The sequence below is a fragment of the Xanthomonas sp. LF02-5 genome (genome assembly GCF_034105325.1).
Classification (GTDB): domain Bacteria; phylum Pseudomonadota; class Gammaproteobacteria; order Xanthomonadales; family Xanthomonadaceae; genus Xanthomonas_A; species Xanthomonas_A sontii.
Genome location: NZ_JAXGGF010000001.1, coordinates 888,878 through 908,746, shown reverse-complemented (window position 1 = coordinate 908,746; position 19,869 = coordinate 888,878). Strand labels below are relative to the sequence as shown.

15 protein-coding genes are annotated in these 19,869 nt (G+C 70.6%); 12 read left to right on the top strand and 3 right to left on the bottom strand.

Going from position 1 to position 19,869, the window contains the following annotated elements; all coding sequences use genetic code 11:
- The first annotated feature begins 42 nt into the window (after positions 1–42).
- Both SLW52_RS04060 and SLW52_RS04055 read left to right on the top strand, forming a co-directional pair.
- The gene (locus SLW52_RS04060; RefSeq protein ID WP_320739356.1) at positions 43–360 is read left to right on the top strand and encodes a hypothetical protein; all 318 of its coding nucleotides are present in this window, start codon (positions 43–45) and stop codon (positions 358–360) included.
- Between the two features lie 501 nt (positions 361–861).
- A complete protein-coding gene (locus tag SLW52_RS04055) occupies positions 862–1,962 on the top strand; it encodes a Glu/Leu/Phe/Val dehydrogenase dimerization domain-containing protein (RefSeq protein WP_148828776.1) in 1,101 nt (366 codons plus the stop codon).
- A gap of 123 nt (positions 1,963–2,085) precedes the next feature.
- Here SLW52_RS04055 and SLW52_RS04050 read toward each other — a convergent pair whose 3' ends face one another.
- Positions 2,086–4,911 carry a S8 family serine peptidase gene (locus SLW52_RS04050; RefSeq protein ID WP_320739357.1) on the bottom strand — a complete coding sequence of 942 codons (2,826 nt, stop codon included), beginning with the start codon at positions 4,909–4,911 and terminating at the stop codon, positions 2,086–2,088.
- Positions 4,912–5,115: 204 nt separating this feature from the next.
- Here SLW52_RS04050 and SLW52_RS04045 point away from each other — a divergent pair, with 204 nt between their 5' ends.
- From SLW52_RS04045 to SLW52_RS04020, 6 genes are all read left to right on the top strand, one after another.
- Positions 5,116–6,291, top strand: a complete 1,176-nt coding sequence (locus SLW52_RS04045) for a thiolase family protein (RefSeq protein WP_320739359.1) — start codon at positions 5,116–5,118, stop codon at positions 6,289–6,291.
- Positions 6,292–6,413: 122 nt separating this feature from the next.
- A complete protein-coding gene (locus tag SLW52_RS04040) occupies positions 6,414–6,755 on the top strand; it encodes a hypothetical protein (RefSeq protein ID WP_048490955.1) in 342 nt (113 codons plus the stop codon).
- A 573-nt stretch (positions 6,756–7,328) separates the two neighbouring features.
- Positions 7,329–7,682: a hypothetical protein gene (locus SLW52_RS04035; protein WP_017908416.1), complete on the top strand. Its 354-nt coding sequence runs from the start codon at positions 7,329–7,331 to the stop codon at positions 7,680–7,682.
- A 127-nt stretch (positions 7,683–7,809) separates the two neighbouring features.
- Positions 7,810–9,519: a diguanylate cyclase gene (locus SLW52_RS04030; RefSeq protein ID WP_267081766.1), complete on the top strand. Its 1,710-nt coding sequence runs from the start codon at positions 7,810–7,812 to the stop codon at positions 9,517–9,519.
- 104 nt (positions 9,520–9,623) lie between these two features.
- Positions 9,624–10,169 carry a polymer-forming cytoskeletal protein gene (locus tag SLW52_RS04025; protein ID WP_265530055.1) on the top strand — a complete coding sequence of 182 codons (546 nt, stop codon included), beginning with the start codon at positions 9,624–9,626 and terminating at the stop codon, positions 10,167–10,169.
- The gene (locus SLW52_RS04020; RefSeq protein ID WP_010342294.1) at positions 10,166–10,528 is read left to right on the top strand and encodes a hypothetical protein; all 363 of its coding nucleotides are present in this window, start codon (positions 10,166–10,168) and stop codon (positions 10,526–10,528) included. The genes SLW52_RS04025 and SLW52_RS04020 overlap by 4 nt, the downstream gene beginning before the upstream one ends.
- A 677-nt stretch (positions 10,529–11,205) precedes the next feature.
- On the opposite strand, the gene SLW52_RS04015 is transcribed toward SLW52_RS04020, so the two are convergent.
- Complete coding sequence (locus SLW52_RS04015) at positions 11,206–12,846, bottom strand: acyl-CoA dehydrogenase family protein (RefSeq protein ID WP_320739361.1); 1,641 nt, start codon at positions 12,844–12,846, stop codon at positions 11,206–11,208.
- A 111-nt stretch (positions 12,847–12,957) separates the two neighbouring features.
- Here SLW52_RS04015 and SLW52_RS04010 point away from each other — a divergent pair, with 111 nt between their 5' ends.
- Genes SLW52_RS04010 through pdeM form a run of 4 tightly spaced genes read left to right on the top strand, consistent with a single transcriptional unit; the run spans position 12,958 to position 18,734 of the window.
- Positions 12,958–13,962, top strand: coding sequence for a ligase-associated DNA damage response exonuclease (locus tag SLW52_RS04010; RefSeq protein WP_010342292.1), 1,005 nt, complete (start codon positions 12,958–12,960; stop codon positions 13,960–13,962).
- Positions 13,959–15,551, top strand: coding sequence for an ATP-dependent DNA ligase (locus SLW52_RS04005; RefSeq protein ID WP_267099091.1), 1,593 nt, complete (start codon positions 13,959–13,961; stop codon positions 15,549–15,551). Before SLW52_RS04010 ends, SLW52_RS04005 begins: the two co-directional genes overlap by 4 nt.
- Positions 15,548–18,094: a ligase-associated DNA damage response DEXH box helicase gene (locus tag SLW52_RS04000; protein ID WP_320739363.1), complete on the top strand. Its 2,547-nt coding sequence runs from the start codon at positions 15,548–15,550 to the stop codon at positions 18,092–18,094. The genes SLW52_RS04005 and SLW52_RS04000 overlap by 4 nt, the downstream gene beginning before the upstream one ends.
- On the top strand, positions 18,084–18,734 hold the full coding sequence (gene pdeM / locus SLW52_RS03995) for a ligase-associated DNA damage response endonuclease PdeM (RefSeq protein WP_320739364.1): 651 nt from the start codon (positions 18,084–18,086) through the stop codon (positions 18,732–18,734). Before SLW52_RS04000 ends, pdeM begins: the two co-directional genes overlap by 11 nt.
- A gap of 247 nt (positions 18,735–18,981) precedes the next feature.
- On the opposite strand, the gene SLW52_RS03990 is transcribed toward pdeM, so the two are convergent.
- A protein-coding gene (locus SLW52_RS03990; RefSeq protein WP_148830478.1) for an IS5 family transposase occupies positions 18,982–19,754 on the bottom strand; the annotation gives its coding sequence in 2 pieces (ribosomal slippage) (positions 18,982–19,412 and positions 19,412–19,754; 774 coding nt in all).
- Between the last annotated feature and the right edge of the window lie 115 nt (positions 19,755–19,869).

Genomic DNA, 19,869 nt, shown 5'->3' with positions numbered 1-19,869 from the left:
CCTCCCGCGTCGGCAGCCCGCCGATGCCTTCGGAGACATCGCATGTTCGCTCGTCGCTTGTTGCTGGCCACCCTGCTCGGCGGCGCGCTCGCCGGCGCCATGGCCGCCGCGCCCGCGCAGGCGCGCGAAGTGGTGGAACTGTCGGTCCGCGCCGCGCCACCGCCGCCTCGGGTGGAACGGGTGGTGGTGCGGCCCGGCTATGTCTGGATGCCCGGTTACTGGCAATGGAACGGACGCCACCACGTCTGGGTCGCCGGCCGCTACGTGGTGGAACGGCCGGGCTACGTCTACGTCGGCCCGCGCTGGGAGCATTACGGCCCCGCCTATCGCTTCCACGCCGGCTATTGGGTACGTCACTAATCCCAGCTCCCCGAACCGGGCCCGCGATCGCCGTGCCGGCGGCGATCGCGGCCCACACCGCGGCGGCATGCGGGGCCGCGGCGGTACGGGCCCACCGCTGCCAATCACGGCTACCGACCGCTGCCGCCCCACGGCGCCGGCGCTCGTCCCGTGCCACTGCACCGGCTCGGCCACCGTCAGCACTCGACCGACCAGATCCGCCATCGCACCGCCCGCACCCGGGTGCCCAGCGCCATTGCCGCAGAAGCTCGCGTCCCGCCACCACGCAAGCCGCCCGGCGAACCGGCGCGCCACCTGCCCGACTGGCGTCGCACAGCGCCACGAGATGCCCGCCCCGCCCGGCCACCACGCCATCGCACCGGCGGCCGGCAATTGCTTTAAAATGTCGGCATCGCGACGCTCAGGGCCTGTTCCGGAACCGTCGCGTTTTTGTTTTGCGCCACCCACCAGGCACGTTCCTGGACCATGGTGTCCGACACCTGCCACGCCAGCGGAGCCCCCATGCTTTTCGAAACGCTAGCCAACACCGGCCACGAACAGGTCGTCTTCTGCCACAACCGCGACGTGGGACTGCAGGCGATCATCGCCATCCACAACACCGTGCTCGGCCCCGCGCTGGGCGGCGTGCGCATGCGCCCCTACGCCAACACCGAGTCCGCCCTGCAGGACGCGCTGCGGCTTAGCCGCACCATGACCTACAAGAACGCGCTGGCCGGGCTCAACATCGGCGGTGGCAAGGCGGTGATCATCGGCGACCCGAAGAGCGACAAGTCCGAAGCGCTGTTCCGCGCCTTCGGCCGCTACGTCGATTCGCTGGGCGGCCGCTATATCACCGCCGAGGACGTCGGCACCGACGTCAACGACATGGAGCAGATCTACCTGGAGACCGAGTACGTCACCGGCGTGCACCAGGTGCACGGCGGCTCCGGCGACCCGGCGCCGTTCACCGCCTACGGCGCGCTGCAGGCGCTGATGGCCTCGCTGCAACGCAAGTTCGGCCACGAGGAGATCGGCAAGACCAGCATCGCCGTGCAGGGCCTGGGTCACATCGGCATGGAGCTGGTGAAGCTGCTCAAGGAACGCGGCGCCAAACTGTACGTGACCGACCTGGACCCGGCGCTGGTCGCGCGCGCGGTGGCCGAATACGGCGCCGAAGCGGTGGACCCGGACGATATCTACGACGTCGCCGCCGACGTGCTGGCGCCGTGCGCCATGGAGAGCGCGCTCGACGAGGCCAAGCTGCCGCGGCTCAAGGTCAAGATCGTCTGCGGCACCGCCAACAACCAGCTGGCCAATGCCGCGGTCGGCGAGGAACTGCACCGCCGCGGCATCCTCTACGCGCCCGACTACGCGGTCAACGCCGGCGGCGTGATGAACGTGTCGCTGGAGATCGACGGCTACAACCGCGAGCGCGCGATGCGGCTGATCCGCAGCATGTACCACAACCTCGGCAAGATCTTCGACCTGTCCGAGCGCGAGAACATTCCGCCGCAACAGGCCGCCGACCGCATCGCCGAGGCGCGCATGCAGGCGATCGGCAAGCTCAAGCTGCCGCTGGGCCGTACCGCACCGCGCTCGATGGGCCACCTGCGCGGCGAGTGATGCCTCGCGCCGCCGCCTGCGCCGCAGGCGGGAGGCCGCAGATCGCAGGGCTGGGACGTCCCGGCCCTGCTTGACTGATCGACCCCGCACCGGCGCCGCACGCGCCGGGCCGGGTCCCCGGACTCAGAAGCCCAGGCGATAGCGCAGCGACACCGCGCGGTCGTCGCCGCGCGGGCCGAAGCGCTGGTCGTAACCCAGCCCCAGCAACGCCCCATTCCAGCGCGTCTGCAGGCTGGCGCCGAACAGGCCGCCGGAGCGCGCCGGCTGCAGGTCCACCAGCGGCGCCCAGGCGTTCACGCCGACGAAGCTGGCCTGCCGGTCCAGGCCCTGTGCGGCCAGCGTCTGCTGCCACTCGGCATAGCCCTGCAGCGACCAGCCGCGTCCGCCGAATCCGCCGCGCAGGCCGGCCAACGCCTGGCTGCGCGAGGAACTGGCGGCACCGGCCATCAGCCCGAAGCCATCGCCGCCCTGTTCGCGGAAGCCATCGCTGTCGATGCGGCTGTAGTCGGCACCGGCATACGGGGTCAGCCACGCCGGGCCGCGCCCGAGCCGATAGCCGACCTCCACGCTGGAGGACAGGAAGCGACCGGCATAACGGCTGGAGGCGTCGGCAACGGTGTCGCCGAGCAGCAGGCTGCGGTCGAGCTGGCGCTGGTACTGGCCGCTGCCCAGTTGCGCCAGCGCGTACGCATTGCCCGCCATCGCGCCGAGATAGGCCTGGCCCTGCACCTGGCGGTTGCGGCTGCGGTCCAGGCTGCCGGCGTCGCTGGCACGGCTCTCGCCGAAGGCGAAGCCAGCCACCGCGTGCTCGCCCAGGCGCAGGTCCTGGCCCATCAGCCAGCCATCGAGCTGGAACTGGCTGCCGGCGAAGCTGCCCTGCCCGGTCTCGCCCAGGCGCTGGCTCCAGGCGCCGACCGCGCGCGGTTGTTCGACCAGCGTGTCGAAGCGGCTGGACAGCGCACGCCGCTGCAGGTCCATGGTGTCGAAGGTCATCGCGGTGGCCGCGGCATGCGCCTCGCCGGACAGGCTGCGCAGCGTCGCCGACGCCGCCGCCACGCTCGGCGACTGCTGCACCGCGCCGGCGGCCTTGAGCAGGGCGCCATCGACCGTGGCCGGGTCGTGACTCAGCTGCGTGTTGAGCTGCGCGAACGCCGCGTCCACGCGCGTCGCCGAGGCCAGCGTGGCGGCGGTGATGTTGCCGAAGCTGGCCGCGGCCGCGGTGACGCTCAGCGACTGCACGGTGATCGAGGCGCTGGTGGCGTCGTAGGACAGCGACGAGGTCAGGAACACGTTCGACGGCGTGGTCACCGAGGCGAAGGTGCCGGTGAGCCCGCCGTTGGCCTGCAGCACCGTGTACGCGGTGTTGTTGACCACGTAGTCGCGCTTGCCGAGCACGTACAGCGAACCGCCCTGCAGGGTGGCGCTGCCGCCGACCGAGAGCTTGTCGCCGACCAGCAGCGCCAGGCGGCCGTTGCTGCTCTGCACGTAGTTGCCGCTCAGGCTCAGCGTGGCCGCACCGACCTGGAAGGTGCCGGCATTGGCGACGCTGCCGCCGAGCGCGCCGGTGCCGACGAAGGTGGCGCCATTGCTGATCGCCACGTTCGAGCTGCCCAGGCTGGCCGCGCTGAGCGTGCCGCCCTGCACCTGGGTGTCGCCGCTGTAGGTGTTCTGGGTGCCGCTGAGATTCAGCGTGCCGCTGCCCTGCTTGATCAGCCCGCCGCTGCCGGCGATGTTGTTGGCCCAGGTCGAATTGCCGGTGAATCCCACCGTCACGTCGCCCCAGTCGAAGCGGCCCGGTCCCTGCACCGCCTTGCCGACATTGAGCAGGCCGTAGCCGAAGGTCGCGTCCACGCCGGGCGTGCCCAGGTCGGTGGCGGTGCCGAGCAGGGTCTGCCGGACCAGGTCGTTGGTGAAGTACGGGAAGGCCTGCCAGACCAGCGCCGCCGCGCCGGACACCAGCGGCGCCGCGAACGAGGTGCCGCTGCCGTAGTAGTAGTCGGGGTTGCTGGTGGAGGTGGTCGCCTTGGGATCGACGAACACCTCGGTGCCGGGCGCGACCAGGCAGTAGCGCATCGCCGCGCCGCAGGCGTTGGAGTACGAGGCCAGTTGCGTGCCGGTGCTCGAATCGGTTGCCGCCACCACCAGCCAGCCGCGCTCCAGGTCCGCCGCCGGCAGGGTGCCGTTGGGGCCGGCCTTGCTGGGCAGCGAAGCGATGTCCGAGGGCGTGGCCTTGGATTCGTTGCCGGCGGCGAACACCACCAGGCCACCGTTGCCGAGCACGAACGGACGGTACTCGGCGGCGATGGCATTGGTCGAGTTCAGGTCGGTCCAGTAGATGCCGCCCCACGAGTTGTTCATCACCTTGACGCCGGCATTGATCAGGTCCTGGTGCACCTGGGTCAGGCCCAGTCCGCCGCTGACCTGGTTGCCGCTGCCGCTGCCGTCGTCCTTGGGCGGCGTGTCGGAAATGATGCGCGCGGACACGATCTGCGCGCCCGGCGCGATGCCGCCCGGCCACTGCCCGACCGACTTGCCTGCCGCCAGCTGCGCCACGGTGGTGCCGTGGCCGTCGACGTCGTCGACCTTGGTGTTGTTCTGGCTCGGATCGACGTAGATCAGATTCGACACCACCCGCCCGGCCAGGGCCGGATGGTTGCGGTTGACGCCGGTGTCGACCACGCCGATGCGGTAACCGCTGCCGTCGTAGCCGGCGTTGTGCGCGGCCAGCGTATTGGTCAGGGTCAGGTGCGCGTCGAACGCCGGCTGGGGCGGCGGCGGCGAGGTCGGAGGTGGAGACGTCGGCGGCGGCGGAGGCGGCGGCGGTGGTGGGGGCGGAGGCGGCGAGGTCGGTGGCGGACTGCCATGGGTCAGATTGCCGCCACCGCCACCGCCGCCACCGCACGAGGTGAGCGCAACCGCTACCGCGGCCGCCAATAGCGACCGTGCCATCAATGCCCGCATGTCCTTCCCCTCAAATGTCGTCTGCCGGCCATACGGCCGGTGTTGCCCCCGTTAGCGGCCGCCGACGACGGCGCTGAACTACGTCAAATCTACACTGGAATGCAAACCATAGGACTGGCCCGGCAGTGGACGCAATTGGCAGAACCCGCGCCGCGGCCGATAATCGGCACACCACTTTCGTAAGGGTTTGCCATGACCGAGATCGTCATCGCCGCGGCCAAGCGCACCGCCATCGGCGCGTTCCTGGGCCAGTTCAACGGCGTGCCCACGCCGACGCTGGGCGCCGCGGCCATCCGCGCCGCGCTGGAGCAGTCCGGCATCCCCGCCGCGGACGTTTCCGAAGTCATCATGGGCTGCGTGCTGCCGGCCAACCTCGGCCAGGCCCCGGCACGTCAGGCCGCGCGCGCGGCAGGTGTGCCCGACGGCACCGGCGCCACCACCATCAACAAGGTCTGCGGCTCGGGCATGAAGGCAGTGATGCTGGGACACGATCTGATCAAGGCCGGTTCGGCCAGCATCGTCGTCGCCGGCGGCATGGAGTCGATGAGCAACGCGCCGCACCTGCTGCCGAACTCGCGTACCGGCAACCGCTACGGCAACTTCCAGGCGGTCGACCACATGGCCTGGGACGGCCTGACCAATCCCGACGACGGCCAGGCGATGGGCGTGTTCGGCGAGGCCACCGCGGAGAAGTTCGGCTTCAGCCGCCAGGACCAGGACGCGTTCGCGATCGAATCGGTGAACCGCGCGCAGGCCGCGCAGCGCGATGGCGCCTTCTCCGACGAGATCGTCCCGGTCGCCGTGGCCACCCGCAAGGGCGAGGTACGGGTCGACAGCGACGAGCAGCCGGGCAAGTCCGACATGACCAAGATCCCGGCGCTGAAGCCGGCGTTCAAGAAGGACGGCACGGTCACCGCGGCCAGCTCCTCGAGCATCTCCGACGGCGCCGCCGCGCTGGTGCTGCTGGGCGCCGACGAGGCCGCCCGCCGCGGCGTCGCGCCGCTGGCGCGAATCGTCGGCCATGCGACCTTCTCGCAGGCGCCGGAATGGTTCACCACCGCGCCGGTGGGCGCGATCCGCAAGCTGCTTGACCAGGTCGGCTGGAGCCTGGACGACGTCGACCTGTTCGAGATCAACGAAGCCTTCGCCGTGGTGGCGATGGTGCCGATCAAGGAACTGGGCCTGGACCACGCCAAGGTCAACGTCCATGGCGGCGCCTGCGCGCTCGGCCATCCGATCGGCGCCTCCGGTGCGCGGCTGCTGGTGACATTGCTAAATGCGTTGCGCAGCCGTGGCGGCCGCCGCGGAATCGCGACGCTGTGCATCGGCGGTGGCGAAGCGACAGCGGCCGCCATCGAATTGATTTGATTGGAATTAACCCCTGAAACACAAAAATGAATGCGCGTGCGCTTGACAGCCGACTTTGGCTTGTCATCATGTTGAGGGCGCGCATTCGCGCGTTGCCTAACTAAACGACGAGGATAGACACAATGAGCATCAACAAGCTGCTGATCGCAATGGCCCTGGGCCTGGCCCTGGCCGCGTGCTCGAAGCAGGAGCAGGCCCAGGACGCCGCCGCTTCGGCTAACGAAGCCGCCACCGACGCGCAGGCTGCTGCCGACCAGTCGGCTGCCGCCGGCGCCCCGACCGCCGACGCCGCTCAGGCCGCTGCCGACACCGCCGCGACCGCCGCCAACACCGCTGCCGACGCTTCGGCCGCTGCCGCCGCTGCCCCGACCGATGCCGCTGCCGACAAGGCTGCCGACACCGCCAAGGCTGCGGAAGACACCGCCGACAAGGCGAAGGACGCTGCTCAGGAAGCCAAGAAGTAATCACTTCTCGCTTTTTGCAGTCCTGAAAGAGCCGCTGGTCCGCCAGCGGCTTTTTCTTTGCCTGGCGTTTGCCGGGCAGCCCGGCAACGGCGCCACCAGCGTGCCGGCACAGCGAGTTCCCGGAGGGCGGCGTGGGTGACGACGCATGCATGTTCGCCTCGCGCGAATGCCGCGCCGTCGTCCGCCGCTGACTTCGCCTCGCAAGCGTGCGTCCCCGCACACAGAATTCGTCCGCCCCATTGCGTCGTCCACGCGTAGCGGGCATGCAAGCGCGACGCATGACCCGCACGACGCGCCGCACCGCCGCCCGCGGCGAGCGATGCGGTCGATGCGCACCGCTGCCACGCGCCATGCACGTGCGGCGCGTACGCGCCGACGCCGCACATCCGCATGGCCCGCATGCGACGGCAGCCGCGCGCATCGCAGTGCCTGGCTCCCACCCCACGGCGCCTCCCCCACCAGCGACAGCGCCTTCCTGAACACTGCCCCGCGCCCCCGCTCCGCCTTGACGCAGGCTGCATGCGCGTCCGCCTAGGCTGCGCCGCGTCACCCACCCGTGGACGGAGAAGCCGCATGAACAAGACCCCGATCGTGGCCCTGCTGGGCGCCCTCGCACTGGCCGGCTGCCAGGGTCCCGAATCGCAGCAGGCACAACGCGACGCCAAGGTCGCTGCCGAACAGACCGGCGAAGCGGCCAAGGAAGCCGCCGGCCAGGTCGCGCAGGCCGGGCGCGAGGTCGCCGCCGACGCGCGCGATGCCGCGCACCGTGCGGCCAACTCCGATGCCGTCAAGGATGCCTCGGCCGCAGCCAAGGAGATGGCGGCCGATGCCAGCGAGGCCACGGCGAATGCGGCGCAGAAAGTCGCCGACAAGGCACGCGAGAACGCCAACGAAGATCCGCACAACGGCGACCGCGAGCAGCATTGAGGCATTGGCCGTCCCCGTGCATGCGGGGGCGGCCGCTGCCGCGCAGCGCGTGCCGCGCGCTGTGCCGGCAGGGCGTCTTTTGTGACGCCGGTCCAAGGCGTTTGCGGCGTCACAGTAGACTTTTGCGATGCCGATTCTCCAACGTGTGCGGGCCAGGACCCGTCTAGCCCTGCTGTTCTCCGCCGCGGTCTTCGTGCTGATCGGCGCCGGCGTGTTCTACGGCGCACAACGCGCGATCTCCGACGCCGCACGCGTCGCGCATACCCACGAAGTGCTGCGCAACATCGACGAGGTGCAATCCACCTTGCTGATGACCGAATCCTCGTTGCGCGGCTACGAGTTGACCGACAACCAGGCCTATCTGAGCCTCTACTACGACAGCGCCGAACGCGTGCCGCGGCAGTTGGCGCAGCTGCGCAAGCTGGTTTCCGACAATCCCGTGCAAATCGCCAACATCCAGGTGCTGCAGCAGTCGATGGACACGCGCCTGCGGCAGATGCGGGAGATGCTCGCGGTGTACCAGCGCGACGGCCTGCAGGCGCTGCGGCAGGCGATGGCGCCCAGCGTGTACCAGAGCTCCAGCGCGATCCGCGACCAAGTGCAGCAGATGACCGACGTGGAACTGCAACTGCTGCAGAGCCGCGACACCTCCAACCAGCGCAGCGCCGACATGCTGCTGGTGCTCGCCCTGGCCGGCATCCCGTTCGGCCTGGGCAGCGTCGGCGTGGTGTACGCGCTACTGCTGCGCGAACTGCGCAACCGCAGCAACGCCGAGCAGGCCGCCTCGGTCGCCAACGAGAAGATGGAAGCCAGCATCACCGAGCTGGAGCGCACCAGTGCCGACCTCAACGCGCTCAGCCGCTATACCGGCCTGCTGCAGAGCTGCGTGGAGCCGGCCGAGGCACTGACGGTGACCGCACGCCTGCTCGCCGCGCTGATGCCCGACACCGGCGGCAGCGTCTATCTGCTGCGCGCCTCGCGCGACCGCGCCGAGGAGATCGTCAGTTGGGGCGAGCCGCCGGTCGGCAGCGAGCCGGCCGTAGCGCCGCAGGACTGCTGGGCCTTGCGCCGCGACAAGAGCCACTTCGTGCATGCGCAGGGCCACGACTCGGCCTGCGCGCATCTGCGCGAGGATCCGTACGCGGCCGGTGCCAGCACCGCCTGCATCCCGCTGTCCGCGCAGGGCACGCAATTGGGCTTCGTGTTCCTGGCCGGGCGCGGCACCGGTCCGCTGCCGCGCATCGCCATCGCCGAGGCCGCCGCCGAGCAGCTGTCGCTGGCGTTGAGCAACCTGCGCCTGCGCGAGTCGCTGCGTCTGCAGTCGATCCGCGACCCGCTCACCGGCCTGTTCAACCGGCGCTACCTGGAAGAATCGCTCAACCACGAACTGGCCCGCTGCGGACGCCGGCAGATGCCGCTGTCGCTGCTGATGCTGGACGTGGACCACTTCAAGCAGTTCAACGACCTGCACGGCCACGGCGGCGGCGACGCCCTGCTGGCCGCGGTCGGGCAGATGCTGTCGACGCGGCTGCGCGGCGAGGACATCGCCTGCCGCTACGGCGGTGAGGAGTTCACGGTGATCCTGCCGGAGACCGGGCCGGAACAGGCGCAGGCCATCGCCGAACAGATCCGCAGCGCCGCCCAGCAATTGAGCGCGACCGTGGACGGCAAGGCGCTGCCGGCGGTGACCATGTCGATCGGCGTGGCCAGCTATGCGCGCGACGGCGTGGTCGCCACCACCCTGCTGCGCAAGGCCGATGCGGCGCTGTACCGGGCCAAGCGCTGCGGCCGCAACCAGGTGCAGGCCTACGACCCGACGCTGGACGGCATGGGCTGAACCGGCGGCGGTCGCAGTCGGGCCGCCGTTTTGAAGAAAGCGTCACAAAACCGACGCGATAGAGCGGCGATAGTCGCGCTTCCCCCGACTGGAGACGACAGCCCATGTCCATCTGGAAAGACCAGGGTCCTGCGCGCAAGGATGGCCTGCCGCCCGTTCCCGGCAACGGCGCGTTGCCGCCGGAGCCGCGCCCGGCGGGCGATGCCGCCCCAGGCGAACCGCTCGCCGCGGTCGCCGCCGCCGCCCCTGCCGCCCGCGCCCCTGCGCCGGCACCCGCCGCGAAGGAATCGCTGATCGCCGCCGACATCAGCATCGAAGGCAAGATCGAGGGCACCGGGCACATCCGCATCGCCGGCAAGTTCAAGGGCGACGTCAACGTGCAGGGCGACCTCACCATCGAGACCGGCGCCAAGCTCAGCGGCGGCGTGCGTGCCGACAAGGTGGTGATCGCCGGCGAGCTGGAAGGCAACATCGAATCGGCCTCGCGGGTGGAGCTGCTTGCGTCCGGCGCGCTGATCGGCGACGTCAAGGCCGGCTCGCTGACCGTGGCCGCCGGCTCGCGCATGCGCGGCCAGGCCGACTTCGGCTGGGACGACGACAAACATGCCCGCAAGGGCGGCAAGCCCGCGGAGTCCGACGCCGGCGCATGAGCAGCCCGCGTCCCGGCAGTCCGGGGGCGACCCGGACCTGCCCGCACTGCAAGGCCACCATCCTCGAAAGCGCCAGCGTCTGCCCGGCGTGCAAGCATCATCTGCGCTTCGATTCGGCGGTGCTGCAGCAGTCGGCGCCATCGGCGCTGGTGCCGCTGCGGGTGGAGGGCAGCATCCGCCACCCGGACGACGGCAGCGCCTGGGAATACACCGTGTTGGTCAGCATCCGCAACGGCCGCGGCGAAGAGATCAAGCGCCAGTTGGTCGGCGTCGGCGCCATGCTCGACGGCGAGGAGCGCAGTTTCACGCTCTCGGTCGAGGCGACGCCGGTGCGGGGTGGGAAGCGCGGGAGGCATTAGCGCCTGAGGCGCTGGGATTGGGGATTGGGGATTCGTAAGAGCCTAGCCCCTCTCCCACCAGGAGAGGGGTTGGGGTGAGGGTATGACCGTTCGCCGCCTGTGACCGCCGCACTTGCTGCATGGCGACGCTGGCTGCCGTACCCTCATCCGCCCCTTCGGGGCACCTTCTCCCGGTGGGAGAAGGAAGTGCTGGCCCGCTTCCTTTTTCAGCGCATGAAGACGCAACGGGCTGCAATGCGGCACACCGACGCCGGAAGTGCAGCCCCTCTCCCACCGGGAGAGGGGTTGGGGTGAGGGTACGGTCGCGCGACGCCGGTGATCGCTGCACTTGTCGCCTGGCTACGTGAGCGGCCGAACCCTCATCCGCCCCTTCGGGGCACCTTCTCCCGAAGGGAGAAGGAAGTGCTGGCCCGCATCCTTTTTCAGCGCATGAAGACGCAACGGGCTGCAATGCGGTACACCGGCGCCCAGAAGTGCAGCCCCTCTCCCACCGGGAGAGGGGTTGGGGTGAGGGTACGGCCGCGCGTCGCCGGTGATCGCTGCACTTGCTGCCTGACTAGGCTGGCTGCCGTACCCTCATCCGCCCCTTCGGGGCACCTTCTCCCGGAGGGAGAAGGAAGTGCCGGCCCACTCATTTCCCACTTGGCGACGGCGCGGTGCGTCGCCATACCACACGCCTACGGCAACGCACGCATCAGCAGTTCCTCGACCGGCACACCCGGCTCCAGCGTGCCAAACGCCAGTCCATGCGCGCCGGCCAGTCGGCTTTGCACGAACACAGTGGCGGCCGGACTGCCGCTGCGCAGCAGGAGCGCGGCCTGCAAGGCCAGTGCGATGCGTTCGGCCAGGCGCCGTGCGCTGTACTCGTCCACTTCGGCGTTGCCGGACAGCGACGCGCGCAGTGCGTCCAGCGCCGCGTCGTAGGCCGGGTCGGCGCCGGCCGCGGTCTGCAGCTCCGCCAGCACCGCGGCCGCGCTGGCCGGTTCGCGCGCCAGCGCGCGCAGCACGTCCAGGCACTGGATGTTGCCGCTCCCCTCCCAGATCGAATTCAGCGGCGCCTGCCGGTACAGCCGCGGCAGGATCGACTCCTCGACGTAGCCGGCACCGCCCAGGCATTCCTGCGCCTCGTTGACGAAGGCCGGCGCGCGCTTGCACAGCCAGTACTTGCCCAGCGCGGTGGCGATGCGCGCGAACGCCGCTTCCGACGCATCGGCGTCGGCCGCATCCACCGCGCGCGCCACCCGCAGCGCGAACGCGGTGGCGGCTTCCGATTCCAGGGCCAGATCGGCCAGCACGTTGCGCATCAGCGGCTGCTCGACCAGGCGCTTGCCGAACGCGATGCGATGCCGCGCGTGGTGCAGCGCCTGGGCGAGCGCCATGCGCATCTGCGCGGCGGCGGCGAGCATGCAGTCGAGCCGGGTCAGCATCACCATGCCGATGATCCGCGCCACACCCCGCCCTTCCTCGCCGACGCGCTGCGCCCAGGCACCGGCGAACTCGACTTCGCTGGACGCGTTGGACCAGTCGCCCAGCTTGTCCTTCAGCCGCATCAGCCGCAGCGCGTTGAGCCGCCCATCGGGCAGGCGCCGTGGCAGCAGGAAGCAGGTCAGGCCGCCCGGCGCCTGCGCCAGCACCAAGAAGCCGTCGGACATCGGTGCGGAGAAGAACCACTTGTGCCCGACCAGGCTGTACGCGCCGGCACCGTCCAGCGGCGTGGCGACGGTGGCATTGCGGCGCACATCCGAGCCGCCCTGTTTCTCGGTCATGCCCATGCCCAGGGTGATGCCGGCCTTGTCGGCGATCGGCACGTCGCGCGGGTCGTAGTGCGGCGCGGCGGCCTTGTCGGCCCATTCGCGCAAGGCTGGGTCCTGGCGCAACACCGCGACCGCGGCATGGGTCATGGTCAGCGGGCAACTGGTGCCGGCTTCGGCCTGGTGGTGCAGGTAGCTCAGCGCCGCACGCGCCACATGCGCGCCCGGCTGCGGGCTGTGCCAGGACAGCCCGGCCACGCCATGGCGCTTGGCCGCGTCCAGCAACTGGTGATAGGCCGGGTGAAACTCGACCGTGTCGATGCGGTGGCCGTAGCGATCGTGCGTGCGCAGCCGCGGACGGTCGCGGTTGGCGTCGAAGCCGAGCCGATATAGCGCATCGCCGGCCAGCACGCCGTACTGCGCCAGCGTCGCCGCGAAGCCGTCCGCGCCCTCGCGTGCGCAGGCCTCACGCAGCGCCGCGTCGTCGGCCCAAAGATCGCGCGGTTCGAACGGCGGCGGCTGATTGTCGACCGTATGCGTGGCGAACGCCGGCAGGTCCCTGTGCATGCATCTCCCTCCCAGAAGCGCTGCACGCATTGTGGCCGATCCGTCGCGTCGCCGCGAACGCGCGGGGCGGATTCTCATCTCCTGCACACCGGCTTGGACACAGTGGCGCCCATGCCGAATGCCGCTTCCCAGGACCTGGTGGTGCTGCGCCCGGAAGGGCTGTACTGCCCCGCCGGCGATTTCCATATCGATCCCTGGCGGCCGGTGCCGCGCGCGGTCATCACCCACGGCCACGGCGACCACGCGCGCTCGGGCATGGGCGAATACCACTGCGCCGCCGCCGGCCTGCCGATCCTGCGCTGGCGGCTGGGCGAGCAGGCCTATCGCGCCTACGACTACGGCACCCGTTTCACGCTCGGCCGCGCGCAGGTGTCGCTGCATCCGGCCGGCCACGTGCTCGGCTCGGCGCAGGTACGCATCGAAGTGGATGGCGAGGTCTGGGTCGCCTCGGGCGACTACAAGCGCCAGCCCGATCCGACCTGCGCGCCGTTCGAGGTGGTGCGCTGCGACACTTTCATCACCGAGGCCACCTTCGCCCTGCCGGTGTACCGGTGGCCGGACACCAGCGCGGTGGCGCGCGAGATCGTCGCCTGGCGCCGCGAGTGCGGCGCGCGCGGCGAAGCGGCGGTGCTGTTCTGTTACGCGCTGGGCAAGGCGCAGCGCGTGCTCGCCGAATTGCAGCCGTGGGACGACCAGCCGGCGCTGCTGCACGGCGCGGTGGCGGCCGGCGTGGCGGTGTATCGCGAGGCCGGCGTGGCGATGCTGGACACGCGCACCGTGTCCGAACTGGACAAGCGCGCCGACTACGCCGGGCAGTTGGTGCTGGCGCCGCCGTCGGCCGCCGGCAGCCCGTGGCTGCGCCGCTTCCGCCATGCGCAACTCGGCTTCGCCTCGGGCTGGATGCGGCTGCGCGGCAACCGCCGCCGGCGCAACTACGACCGCGGCTTCGTGGTCTCCGACCATGCCGACTGGCCCGACCTGCTGCGCACCATCGACGAGACCGGAGCGCGGCGCGTAATTGCGACCCACGGCAACACCGACGCGATCATCCGCGCGCTCAATGAACGCGGTGTGGCCGCCGAGGCGTTCCGTACCGACTACGGTGGCGAGGAATGAAGCGCTTCGCCGCGCTGTACCGGCAACTGGACCAGAGCACCGCGACGCTGGACAAGCGCGCCGCGCTGGTGGCGTACTTCGAGCAGGCGCCGCCGGCCGACGCGGCCTGGGCGATCTGGTTGCTCAGCGGCGGCAAGCTGCGTCGTATCGCCAACACCCGCGAACTGCGCGAATGGATCGCGGAGGAAAGCGGCCTGCCCGGCTGGCTGGTGGACGACAGCTACGACCACGTCGGCGATCTGGCCGAAACCCTGACCCTGCTGCTCGACGATCCGGCGGAAACCCCCGACCCCGCCCCCCTGCGCGACTGGATCGAGGAACGCCTGCTGCCGGTGGCCGCACAGGACGAGGCCGCGCGCCGCGCCGCGGTGGTGGCGGGCTGGCGCAGCCTGGCCTTCGACGAACGCCTGCTGTTCAACAAGCTGCTGACCGGAGCGCTGCGCGTGGGCGTCTCGCAGCGGCTGGTGCAGCAGGCGCTGGCGGCGATGTCGGGGATCGACATCGCACGCATCGCCCAGCGCATGCTCGGCGCCTGGTCGCCGACGCCGCAGGCGCTGGAGCAGTTGCTGTCCGACGAGGTGCTGCCCAGCGACCGCCAGCAGCCCTACCCGTTCTTCCTGGCCTCGCCGCTGGAAGCCGAGGCCGCCACGCTCGGTGCCCTCGACGATTGGCTGCTGGAATGGAAATGGGACGGCATCCGCCTGCAACTGATCCGCCGCGACGGCGAGGTGGCGTTGTGGTCGCGTGGCGAGGAACGCCTGGACGGGCGCTTCCCGGAGATCGAGGCGGCGGCGGCGACGTTACCGCACGATGCGGTGATCGATGGCGAACTGCTGGTCTGGCGCGAAGGCGAGCCCGCGCCGCTGCCGTTCACCGCGCTGCAGACCCGCATCCAGCGGCGCAAGCCCGGTGCAAAGACCCTGGCCGACACGCCGGCGCGGGTGCTCGCCTACGACCTGCTGGAACTGGACGGCCAGGACCTGCGCGAGCAGCCGCTGCAGCAGCGCCGCGCGCAACTGCAGGCCTTGCTGGAGGCGCACGCCGATCCGCGCCTCACGCTGTCGCCGCAGGTGCACGCCACGACGTGGGAGCAGGCGGCAACGCTGCGCGAGGATGCGCGCACGCGCGGCGTGGAAGGCTTGATGCTCAAGCGTGCGACGTCGCCCTACCAGTCCGGGCGCCGTCGCGGCGACTGGTGGAAATGGAAGGTGGCGCCGCTGACCATCGATGCGGTGCTGCTGTACGCGCAAGCGGGCCACGGCCGGCGCAGCACGCTGTACACCGACTACACCTTCGGCCTGTGGGACGGCGAGCAACTGGTGCCGGTGGCCAAGGCCTACTCGGGCCTGGACGACAGCGAGATCCTGGCGCTGGACCGCTGGATCCGCGCGCACACCACCGAGCGCTTCGGCCCGGTGCGCGCGGTGACGCCGTATCACGTGTTCGAGCTCGGTTTCGAGGCGGTGAATCGCAGCAGCCGGCACAAGTCCGGCATCGCCGTGCGCTTCCCGCGCATCCTGCGCTGGCGCCACGACAAGCCGTTCGCCGAGGCCGACCGCTTGACCACGCTGCAGGCGCTGGCGCGATGAGCGGATCGGCGGCGCGGCGGCGCCCGGCCGATGCGCCGCTGCACGCCTGGTTCGCGCAGCAGGGCTGGCAACCGCTGCCGTTCCAGCGCGCGCTGTGGCGGCAGTACCTGGACGGCGGCTCCGGGCTGCTGCACACGCCCACCGGCAGCGGCAAGACCCTGGCTGCGTTCGGCGGCCCGTTGTTGGAGGGTCTGCGTGCGCAGGCCGCGGCGCAGGCGGCCGCCGCCAAACAGAAGCCCGCCCGTGGCAACGGCGCCAGCGCGACTGCCAAGACCGTCGCGCCGCCGCGCACGCGCCGGCAGGCGCAGCGCGACCTCAAGGTGCTGTGGATCACCCCGTTGCGCGCGCTCGCCGCCGACACGGTACGCGCGCTGCGCGAACCGGCGCAGGCGCTGGGCCTGGACTGGCAGATCGGCCTGCGCACCGGCGACACCAGCGCCCGCGACAAGCGCCTGGCGCGCAGCGGCAAGCTCGACGTGCTGGTGACCACGCCCGAATCGCTGGCACTGCTGCTGTCCTATCCCGACACCGCGCCGCAACTGGCGACGCTGCGCTGCGTGATCGTCGACGAGTGGCACGAGCTGCTCGGCAACAAGCGCGGCGTGCTGCTGCAGCTGTGCCTGGCGCGGCTGCGCGGCTGGGCGCCGACGCTGCGCACCTGGGGCCTGTCGGCCACGCTCGGCAACCTGGACGAAGCGCGCGACGTGCTGCTGCCGCACCTGCCGCAGGCGCCGATCGTGGCCGGGGTCAAGCCGCGCACCCTGACCCTGGAGACGCTGGCACCCGCGGTCGGCGAGCGCTTTCCCTGGGCCGGGCACCTGGGCCTGGCACAATTGCCACGGGTGCTGGAAAAACTCTTCGCGGTGCGCACCAGCCTGCTGTTCACCAACACCCGCGCGCAGGCCGAGCTGTGGCATCAGGCGCTGACCTCGGTGTGGCCGGAAGAAGCGCACACCCTGGCGCTGCACCACGGCTCGCTGGACCCAGCGCTGCGCAGCGCGGCCGAGCAGGGCCTGCGCGACGGCAGCCTGCGCTGCGTGGTGGCGACCTCCAGCCTGGACCTGGGCGTGGATTTCCCCGCCGTCGATCAGGTGCTGCAGATCGGCAGCCCCAAGGGCGTGGCGCGGCTGCTGCAGCGTGCCGGCCGCGCCAAGCACCGCCCCGGCGAGGCCGGCCACATGTTGTGCGTGCCCTCGCACGCGCTGGAACTGGTCGAATACGCCGCGGCGCGCCGCGCCATCGCCCATGGCCGCATCGAATCGCGGCGCTCGCCGCGGCTGTCGCTGGACGTGCTGGCGCAGCACTGCATCACCTGCGCGCTGGGCGGCGGCTTCGCTGCCGACGCGCTGTACACCGAAGTGCGCGGCACCGCCGCCTTCGCCATGCTGGATGCGCCGACCTGGCAGGCGGTGCTGGAGTTCGTCGTGCAGGGCGGACGCGCGCTGGCGCAGTATCCGGACTACCGTAAGGTGGTGCTGGACGAAGACGGCCTGTACCGCGTGCACGACCGTCGCATCGCCCTGCGCCATCGCCTGTCGATCGGTACCATCACCAGCGACGGCAGCGTCGCGGTGCGCTTCCTGCGCGGCGGCCGGCTCGGCGCGGTGGAGGAGCAGTTCGTCGGCCGTCTGCGCCGCGGCGATCGCTTCCAGTTCGCCGGGCGCCTGCTGGAACTGGTGCGACTGGAGGACATGACCGCCTACGTGCGCCTGGCCAAGGGCGGCGACGGCAGCGTGCCGAAATGGATGGGCGGGCGCATGCCGCTGTCTTCGGAACTGGGCCGCGAGGTGGAAGCGGTATTCGCCGATCCGCGCGGCGAGGCCGAACTGCGCGCGCTGGCGCCGCTGCTCGGCCTGCAGCGCGCGCTGTCGGCTCTGCCGGCGCCGCAGCGGCTGCTGGCCGAGCGCGTGCGCGCCCGCGACGGCCAGCACCTGTTCGTGTATCCGTTCGCCGGCCGCCAGGTGCACGAAGGCCTGGCCGCGCTGCTGGCGCTGCGCTGGGGCCGGCGGCAGCGCAATACCTTCAGCTTCGCCGCCAACGACTATGGCTTCGTGCTGTCGCCGGCGGAGGACGCGCCGATCGATGCGGCACTGCTGCGCGAACTGCTGAGTCCGGCGCAGTTGTTCGAGGATCTGCGCGAGAGCCTCAACCTGGGCGAACTGGCGCGGCGCCAGTTCCGCGAGATCGCCCGCGTCGCCGGCCTGTTGCCGCCCAGCCTGCCCGGCCGCCTGCCGCGCAGCCTGCGCCAGCTGCAGGCCTCCAGCGGCCTGCTGTACGACGTGCTGAGCCGCTTCGATCCCGAGCACCTGCTGCTGGCGCAGGCCGAGCGCGAGGTGTTGCAGGGCGAGATGGAACTGACCCGGCTCGCCGCCACCCTGGACGATTGCGCCGCGCGTGAGCTGGCGCTGCACAGCCCGCGCAGCCTCACCCCGCTGGCGTTCCCGCTGTGGGCCGAGAGCATCCGCGGCCAGCTCAGCACCGAGGACTGGAAGGCGCGGGTGATGCGCGCGGCGGCGCAACTGGAGCAGCGCCATGCGCGCTGAACTGGATTGGCTGCTGGCCGGCGAACCGATGCGCCTGCTCGGCGACCGCACGCTGTACTGGCCGGCGCGGCGACGGCTGCTGATCGCCGACCTGCACCTGGGCAAGGCCGACGTCTTCCGCCGCGCCGGCATCGGCCTGCCGCGCGGCGGCACCGCGCTCGACCTGGCGCGGCTGTCGGCCCTGCTGCAGGCGCAGGACGCGGCGGAACTGTGGATCCTCGGCGACGTGCTGCACGGCGCCGCACCCGATGCCGACTGGCAACGCCAGTGGCATGCCTGGCGCGCGCAGCATCCGCAACTGCGCGTGGCGGCGATCGCCGGCAACCACGACCGCGCCCTGGCCGGCGCCGGGCTGGACATCGCGCCGCTTGGCACGCAGGTGGAAGACGGCCCGTTCGTGTTGCGTCACGATCCGGTGACGGATGCGCAGCGCCATGTGCTGTGCGGACATTTGCACCCGCTGGCCAAACTGCCGGGCCTTCGCCCGCGCTGGCCGGCGTTCTGGCTGCGCGACGGCATGACCGTGCTGCCGGCGTTCTCGCACTTCACCGCCGGCGTCGCCCCGGTCCTGGCGCCGGGCGAGCGCCTGGTCGCCTGCGTCGAAGGCGCGGCCTTGGCGCTGCCGGTGGCGACGGCGTAGGTCGAGCGGGGGTGGCGACTGGTCGTGACTGCAACCGAAGTGGCCAGTGCGATGCCGTGCTGTGGGAGGGACTGCAGTCCCGACGCGACCAACTGAAGGGTGTCGGGTCTGAAGCCCCTCCCACAGTGCAGTCGCAATGCATTGCGCGAGTACTTGGCGCCGTGCCGGAGGAAGCGTCGGCGTAACGCCGGGCAGCCCATGACCGCGATCAAAGCAACAAGTGCACTGCCCTAGGCTGTATCGACATTCATTTCAGCCACATTGGGATAGAGGCCAGATACAGGAAAGCCAAGAAATGAGTTGGCTTGCGATCGAAGCGCGTGGCGATACGGCGGAACTGCTTGAGCTTGGCGAAGCAACGTTCGATGCGATTGCGTAACCGGTAGCGTGCTTTGTCGTAGCGGCGCGGCCGCTGGCAACTGCGTGGAGGGATCACCGCCTTGGCGCCTCGTGACCTAATCAACGCCACCAGTTCCCGACTGTCATAACCCTTGTCGGCCAGCACATATTTCGGCTTGAACCCGGCCAACAAGGCGCGCGCTTGCGTGATGTCGTTACGCTGCCCACCTGTCAGCACGACCCGCACCGGCCGGCCCTGGCTGTCCACGGCCAAGTGGATCTTTGTGCTCAGGCCTCCTCGGGAGCGCCCCAGAGCCGAGTCCGAAGCCCCCCTTTTCCGGTCGCCGCTTGTGCATGCGCCCGGACGATGCTGCTATCGATCATCAGGTACTCGTTGTCTCGAGCCCGAGTCAGGCTCTGGAAAATCCGCTCCCAGACGCCCTTGGCGGCCCAACGGGTAAAGCGTTTGTGCACGCTTTTGTAGGCCCCGTAGCGCGGCGGCAGATCACTCCAGCGTGCGCCGGAGCGCAACACCCACAGCACGCCATTGACGAAAGTCCGGTTGTCCGCTGCTGTGCGGCCCGGGTCACTGGCTTTGCCTGGAAGCAAGTCTTCGATCCGCTCCCATTGGCTCTGGGTCAATTCATAGCGGCTGGGCCGCGACGTGATGGTCTTCGACATCCCCCCAAAATACCGCTGAATGTCGATACAGCCTAGTGTGGGAGGGGCTGCAGTCCCGACGCGACCAACTGAAGGGTGTCGGGGCTGAAGCCCCTCCCACAGTGCAGTCGCAATG

Bases quoted from the DNA above. Each gene is read 5' to 3' on its own strand.
- SLW52_RS04020 (WP_010342294.1), top strand. From the start codon at position 10,166: ATGAGCAGCCCGCGTCCCGGCAGTCCGGGGGCGACCCGGACCTGCCCG.
- pdeM (WP_320739364.1), top strand. From the start codon at position 18,084: ATGCGCGCTGAACTGGATTGGCTGCTGGCCGGCGAACCGATGCGCCTG.
- SLW52_RS04035 (WP_017908416.1), top strand. From the start codon at position 7,329: ATGAACAAGACCCCGATCGTGGCCCTGCTGGGCGCCCTCGCACTGGCC.
- SLW52_RS04040 (WP_048490955.1), top strand. From the start codon at position 6,414: ATGAGCATCAACAAGCTGCTGATCGCAATGGCCCTGGGCCTGGCCCTG.
- SLW52_RS04055 (WP_148828776.1), top strand. From the start codon at position 862: ATGCTTTTCGAAACGCTAGCCAACACCGGCCACGAACAGGTCGTCTTC.
- SLW52_RS04025 (WP_265530055.1), top strand. From the start codon at position 9,624: ATGTCCATCTGGAAAGACCAGGGTCCTGCGCGCAAGGATGGCCTGCCG.
- SLW52_RS04010 (WP_010342292.1), top strand. From the start codon at position 12,958: ATGCCGAATGCCGCTTCCCAGGACCTGGTGGTGCTGCGCCCGGAAGGG.
- SLW52_RS04030 (WP_267081766.1), top strand. From the start codon at position 7,810: ATGCCGATTCTCCAACGTGTGCGGGCCAGGACCCGTCTAGCCCTGCTG.
- SLW52_RS04015 (WP_320739361.1), bottom strand. From the start codon at position 12,846: ATGCACAGGGACCTGCCGGCGTTCGCCACGCATACGGTCGACAATCAG.
- SLW52_RS04050 (WP_320739357.1), bottom strand. From the start codon at position 4,911: ATGGCACGGTCGCTATTGGCGGCCGCGGTAGCGGTTGCGCTCACCTCG.
- SLW52_RS04005 (WP_267099091.1), top strand. From the start codon at position 13,959: ATGAAGCGCTTCGCCGCGCTGTACCGGCAACTGGACCAGAGCACCGCG.
- SLW52_RS04045 (WP_320739359.1), top strand. From the start codon at position 5,116: ATGACCGAGATCGTCATCGCCGCGGCCAAGCGCACCGCCATCGGCGCG.
- SLW52_RS04060 (WP_320739356.1), top strand. From the start codon at position 43: ATGTTCGCTCGTCGCTTGTTGCTGGCCACCCTGCTCGGCGGCGCGCTC.
- SLW52_RS04000 (WP_320739363.1), top strand. From the start codon at position 15,548: ATGAGCGGATCGGCGGCGCGGCGGCGCCCGGCCGATGCGCCGCTGCAC.